Genomic DNA, 6,305 nt, shown 5'->3' with positions numbered 1-6,305 from the left:
TCTGCCACTGTTTTCAGTTCTTTTCCCGTTAAATATGCACTGATCAGAGGATAACCTGCCAGTCCGTCTTTTCCTGTTCCCAGCGAAAAGGAATTATATACCTGCTCCACTGTTATATCGCCTTTTGTATAAGTATCTCTTACAGTTCCGGCAGGTACGATTGCAACATCTACTTTTTCTCCGTCAGAGTCTCCTGTATTCTCTACTGCATATACATAAGCATCTGATATGATATCTCCCAGATTTAACTCCTCATGCTTTGTTTCCATCTCACTGAGGCTGTTGAATTCAATATCATTCTCTGCCAGAATTTCCTCTCTGGTGTAACCAAAATTGGAAAGATAATTGGTGTCAACAGTATCTGACAATTCATCTATTTTCTTCTGTGTGGCCTCATCCGCCTTGATTTTATCCGTAACCGGAACAAGCTCATAGGTATCCGGTTCCCATCGTCCATTCTCTTTCTGAGTCATAGAAATTGTTCCCAGGTTTTTCCCATATTCTCCACAGGATACGATGCAGGTATCTCCCTGCAGGATTGGTTCTGCCAACTGTGTGTGGGTATGTCCGCTGACGATCAGATCAATGTCCGGAACATTCTTTGCAAGGATTTCGTCCTCTGATACTTTTTCGTCCTCCCATGTTCCGCTGTGTGATACACAGGCGATCATGTCTACATCTTCGTTCTTTTTTATTTCCTCTACTGTTTCTCTGGCTGCTTCTGACGGGTCTTCGAAAAGAAGCTCGCAGGTAGGAGCGCAATCCAGAGAATCCTTGCCGAAAACACCCAGTACTGCAATCTTTACATCACCTTTTTGAATTACCGTATAGTCTTTTACTCCATATGTCTGAAATGCTTCATAAATCTGTTTCTGTCCTTCACTGAGGCCGGCTTTTTTCATTGCATCCCAGTCCACATTACACACAACCATCCTGGGAAGGTTTTCGCCTGAACTGACTGCGGCGTTCAGCATATCTGCCAGACCATCGGAGCCGTAATCAAATTCATGATTTCCCAGAGTTGTCACATCACAGCCCAGATATCCAAGCATCCGCAGTTCGGCGGCCTCTGTGTCATATACAGTCTGTATCAGAGTTCCCATGGAGAAGTCTCCGCCATCCAATATGAGTGTATCTGTATTCTCTTTCTCGTGCTCATTGATCAATGTTTTCAGCCGGGCAAACCCGCCGGTCTCCTGCTGTGTCCCGTCTACAATCGTTTGAAAACTGTTCAAATGAGAATGCAGATCATGGGTGAACAGGATATCCAGATGTTTTTGCTCCTCTGAGGCGTTTACCTGATATCCTGTCAGTCCTGAAACGCTCAGCATAAATATAAATGTGAATGCGAATGCTTTTTTTAATAATTTCATAAAATTCTCCTGTAATATCAAAAGTGGTTCCACAGTATCATTTATCTTCCCGCAGGATAATGATACCATGAAACCATTTTACAAAAAAAACTAATTTATCTTTCATCTCCCACAAAGAACAACGCCATTGTTCCCGGACCTGAGTGAGCGCCGATGGTGGCTCCTACCTGATTCATGATAATCGTGTTGATCTGGTATTTTTCTTTTACTTTCTCTGCCACATAATTTGCATCTTCTTCGCAGTCGCCATGACTGATAAAGATGGTATGGCAGGTGTCATGATAGCTGCCGATTTTCTCATCCATAAGCTTTACCAGCTCCTGAAGGGATTTTTTACGGCCGCGGACTTTTCCGATGGCAGTGAGTTTTCCGTCGTTGTCTACATGAAGAACCGGTTTAATATTCAGCATGCTTCCTACTACTGCAGTAGTTCTGGAAATGCGGCCTCCGCGGTATAGGTGATTTAAATCGTTGACTGTAAAAAGGTGTACCATATGAAGCCTGTTCTCTTCTGCCCATTTCGCAACTGTCTCCAGATCTTCTCCCTGCTCTTTCTTCTCCTGTGCAAGGTAAACCAGAAGCCCCTGACCAAGGGAAGCGCCAAGAGAATCTACCACGATGATCTTGCGGTCCGGATAGTCCTCCATCAGTTCCTCTGCTGCGATACGGCTGCTATTGTATGTACCGCTTAAGGCAGAGGAAAATGCAATATGAAGAATATCTTTTCCTTCTTTCAGGTAAGGCTCCAGCAGTGCTTTTGCATTTTCAGGATTTACCTGTGCTGTGGTTGGCATGGAACCGTTTCTCATTGCCTCATAAAATTCATGCTCCGGAAGGAAATTTCCATGTGTATAATTTTTTCCATCCATGGAATAACTGAGATACATGCAGCCTACTCCATGGTCTTTGAGATATTTCTCCGGAAGATCTGAATTGTTGTCGGTGGTGATCACATATTCGCTCATGTTGTCGCCCTCTTTTTTCTGATATTTTTCACTTTCTGCCCATTAACTGTTTAACCGAATCAAGTAAGTCCCCTGCTTCAATTGCGAATATCCGCTTGACTATTTTTCAGTTACGAAGCAAAATCCGCTGTCTGCTCAGTAATGGGCTTTTCATCTATAATAAAAATGCTTCTATTATAAATACAGATATATACAGTATAACATCAAACTATCAGCCAAACAACTACTTTTCCTTCTCAACTGCCTTAATCGCTTCCTGCAGCTGATTATCCTCCTCATGAGTAATCTCGTCTTTATTCTTATTCAGCAGACGGGTATCCAGAGAAACCTCTATATCAGGTTTGATTCCTGTTTTGTTGATGTTGTTTCCTTTTGGAGTGTAGTAATTGGCAACAGTCAGTTTAATGGCGCTTCCGTCTGAGAGCTGGCGGATGGATTGTACCACGCCTTTTCCGAAAGTGGTTGTTCCGACGATCGTTCCAATACCATAATCCTGCACTGCACCGGCAAAAATCTCTGATGCACTGGCGCTGCTTTCATTTACCAGGACTGCAAGCGGAATCCGGAGTTCGTTTTTGCCATCACATTTTTCCTCTTCTCTGTTTCCGTCCTTATCTTCGGTGTAAACGATCAGTCCTTCCGGAAGGATTTTCCGCAGGACATCACAGACAGAATCAAGAAGTCCACCCGGATTATCGCGGAGATCCACGATCATTTTCTCCATTCCCTGTTTTTGCAGGTCATCAAAAGCTTCCTGATACTGTTCGCCGGTAACGCCTGTAAACTGTGTAATGCGGATGTAGCCGATTTTAGAATCCAGCATTTCATGGAAAACAGACGGTAATTCCACATCTGTAACAGGGACTGTGATTTCCATGGCATCTTCTTCACCTTCTCTGTGAACAGTAAGCACCACACTGTCTTTATCTGAATTGCGGACAATGTCTGCAACATCAGATACTTCATCCTCTGTGATATCTTCCCCGTCAATGGCACTGATGATGTCCCCTTCCTCCAGTCCTGCTTTTTCTCCGGGACCGCCCTCATAGCATTCAACAATCTTTACTCCACCTTCTTTGTTCTTCTCCATAAGAATGCCGATTCCCACATAGCTTCCCTCATTGGAAGAATTCTCAGAATCGTATTCCTCTGCTGTATAATATCTGGAATAAGGATCATCCAGTCCATAGAGAAGACCTGCATAAAGCCCTTCCTGAAGCTTTTCTTCATCCTTATCTCCCAGATAGTATCTGTCGATCAGCTCTTCAAGATATGCCAGCTTTGATGTACACTTGCGATCACCAAGAGCTGTTCCTTTTGCTGCAAGACCTGTTCCCGCAAAGGCACCTGTACCGATGCATGTCACAACCAGTGCTCCTGCTACTGCACCTTTCCAAAATTCTTTATTTTTCATGTCTGCACTCCTGTAAAAAAGCCGCCGGTTTATGATATGATATCATTGTTCCGGCAGCTTCATGCTTATCTGCTTTTTATTATACTCTTAAATGCTTTCTTGTTGTAAAGAAACTTCCGATCAGTCCGATTCCGATTCCAAGTGCCAGTCCTATAGGAAGCAATGTCTGGTAAATCTGCCATACCGGGATAAAATCAACCACACCGGTCAGCACATTAAATTTGTTCAGAATATAGGATACCGCTGCATTATAGCAGAAATAAAGTCCGACCAACGGTATAGCAGCACCGATAACTCCCAGCACAATGCCTTCCAGAAGGAATGGAGCTCTTACAAATGCATCGGTCGCTCCTATGTACTTCATGATTCCGATTTCTTCCTTACGAACTGCAATACCGACAGATACTGTATTGCTGATCAGGAAAATAGAAATGATAAGTAATAATGCTATGATTGCAATGGAAACATAGGAAACCAGTTTATTGACATTTCCCAGTGTCTTGGCTGCTTCCTCGGACTGATTTACCAGACGTACATGTTTCAGCCCTTCTATATAAGAAACCAGCTCTGACTGTTTCGTGATATCGTTCATGTATACACTGTAGTTTGCCTGGTTTGCAAGCGGATTGTCATCTTTAAATCCGTCTGCCGCTTCAGATCCCTGGAAATATATCTCTTTAAATTCTCCCCATGCCTCATCAGCGGATGTGAATTCAATTTTCTCTACTTCCGGGCGTTCCTTAATTTTCTTACCGATTGCCTTGATCTGTTTGTTCGTTGTTCCTTCATCAAAGAATACTGTGATCGGGACTTCCTGCTCTACTTTATGAGCAACATTGTTTACGTTATTCACGATAGAGAAGAAAATGCCAAACAAAAAAATACAGGCAGCCATGGTAATGATAGATGCCAGGGAAAACATCCAGTTTCTCTTAATGTTCTTGATACCCTGTTTCAGGGTATACCATATTGTGCTAGGCCTCATGATATTCTCCCTCTTTCTCGTCACTTATTATGGAACCTTCATGCATAGTAACTACACGTTTCTTCATTGCATTTACGATCTCTTTGTTGTGTGTTACAACAAGGACTGTGGTTCCTCTGTCATTGATCTGCTCCAGAAGCTTCATGATTTCTTCGGAAGTCTTCGGATCCAGATTTCCTGTAGGCTCGTCTGCCAGAAGGATATCCGGACGGTTGACCAGCGCCCTTGCCAATGCAACTCTCTGCTGTTCTCCACCGGAAAGTTCATCCGGGAAGGATTTGTATTTGACCGCAAGTCCAACTTCCTGAAGTACCTCCGGGACACGTTTACGGATTACTCTTGTGGGACGGTTGACTACTCTCTGGGCAAACGCTACATTCTCATATACATTTCTGTCTTTCAGAAGACGGAAGTCCTGAAATACTACGCCCAGCTTACGGCGGTATTTGGCTACTCTTCTGTGTTTCATTCCTTCCAGACGTTCACCGCTTACGATAATCTGGCCGGATGTGGAATCCAACTCTTTCATAAGAAGTTTGATCAGGGTTGTTTTTCCTGAACCACTGTTTCCTACTACAAAGACGAATTCACCTTTATCTATATGTAGGTTCGCATGGTTCACTGCCGGAAGGCCGGGACCATAGGACTTGCTTACATCTATAAGATCTATCATAGATTTTTCCTCCAATGGGTTAATGAATTTGTAACATTATTGTAATGTATGTTTTTGGGGATTGCAAGAGATTTTTGAGGATTCATAGAATGTTCACAGTAATGCAGTCAACATTCATTACAAATTGCCTGCGGCAACAAAATTTTGACTTGCATGTCTCGGGATATTGCATACCTTATCAATTGCAATCTCGATTTCTAACTATACACTGCAAGGCTGGATTTGTAAAGGTCAAAATGCCTGCGGCAGCAATTAAAGCTGTGGCAGGCATTGAAAATTTTCCTTCTATTTATAATACATCAATATTCCAGTGTTTCCATATATTTCATGTAACGTACTACCATGAGTGCAATCTTGAATGTAATGGCATCTTCAAAAACGCGGAGATCAAGACCTGTACTCTTCTGGAGTTTATCGAGGCGATAGACCAGAGTGTTTCTATGGATGTATAGCTGTCTGGATGTCTCTGAAACATTGAGGCTGTTCTCGAAGAACTTATCAATTGTGACCAGAGTCTCTTCGTCAAAGTCATCCGGGGATTTGCCGCCGAAGATTTCTTTGATAAACATCTTACAGAGCGGGATCGGGAGCTGGTAGATCAGTCGTCCGATTCCCAGAGAGCTGTATGCGATCACTTCTTTATCTCCGAAGAAAATCTTACCTACATCAAGAGCCATGCGGGCTTCTTTATAGGAACGTGATACTTCTTTCAGTTCATTGACGATAGTACCGTATGCCATATGTGTCTTACCGTCATTTCCCATTCCAAGAGTATCAAGGATAGTATGTGCAAGCTGATCCATCTCAGGATAATTCTCACCATCTTCAAGTTCCTTGACTACGATAATACTCTTCTCATCTACTGCTGTGATAAAGTCTTTACTTTTACCACCGA

The 6,305-nt window shown here is 42.9% G+C and carries 6 protein-coding genes; all 6 read right to left on the bottom strand.

The annotated features are described in order from the left end of the window. A partial coding sequence (locus AC075L_RS20885) for a bifunctional metallophosphatase/5'-nucleotidase (RefSeq protein WP_476388127.1) occupies nt 1-1,373 on the bottom strand: 1,373 nt, incomplete at its 3' end. A 95-nt stretch (nt 1,374-1,468) separates the two neighbouring features. Next, nucleotides 1,469-2,338, bottom strand: coding sequence for a DegV family protein (locus tag AC075L_RS20880; protein WP_161233475.1), 870 nt, complete (start codon nt 2,336-2,338; stop codon nt 1,469-1,471). Between the two features lie 223 nt (nt 2,339-2,561). Next, entirely contained in the window at nt 2,562-3,752 is a 1,191-nt protein-coding gene (locus tag AC075L_RS20875) for a S41 family peptidase (protein ID WP_022380150.1), read from the bottom strand. A gap of 79 nt (nt 3,753-3,831) precedes the next feature. Further along, a complete protein-coding gene (ftsX, locus tag AC075L_RS20870; RefSeq protein WP_173703267.1) occupies nt 3,832-4,737 on the bottom strand; it encodes a permease-like cell division protein FtsX in 906 nt (301 codons plus the stop codon). Next, nucleotides 4,727-5,410 (bottom strand): cell division ATP-binding protein FtsE, encoded by a 684-nt coding sequence (ftsE, locus tag AC075L_RS20865; RefSeq protein WP_022380148.1) that lies wholly within the window; start codon nt 5,408-5,410, stop codon nt 4,727-4,729. The genes ftsX and ftsE overlap by 11 nt, the downstream gene beginning before the upstream one ends. Nucleotides 5,411-5,709: 299 nt before the next feature. After that, nucleotides 5,710-6,305, bottom strand: a 596-nt coding sequence (locus AC075L_RS20860; RefSeq protein ID WP_476388126.1) for a PucR family transcriptional regulator, incomplete at its 5' end; no start/stop codon positions are given.

This window comes from Blautia sp. ZXY-1-B12 (assembly GCF_056339915.1).
Note: the sequence above shows the minus strand (reverse complement) of the source record. Positions and strands in the feature narration are given on the sequence as shown.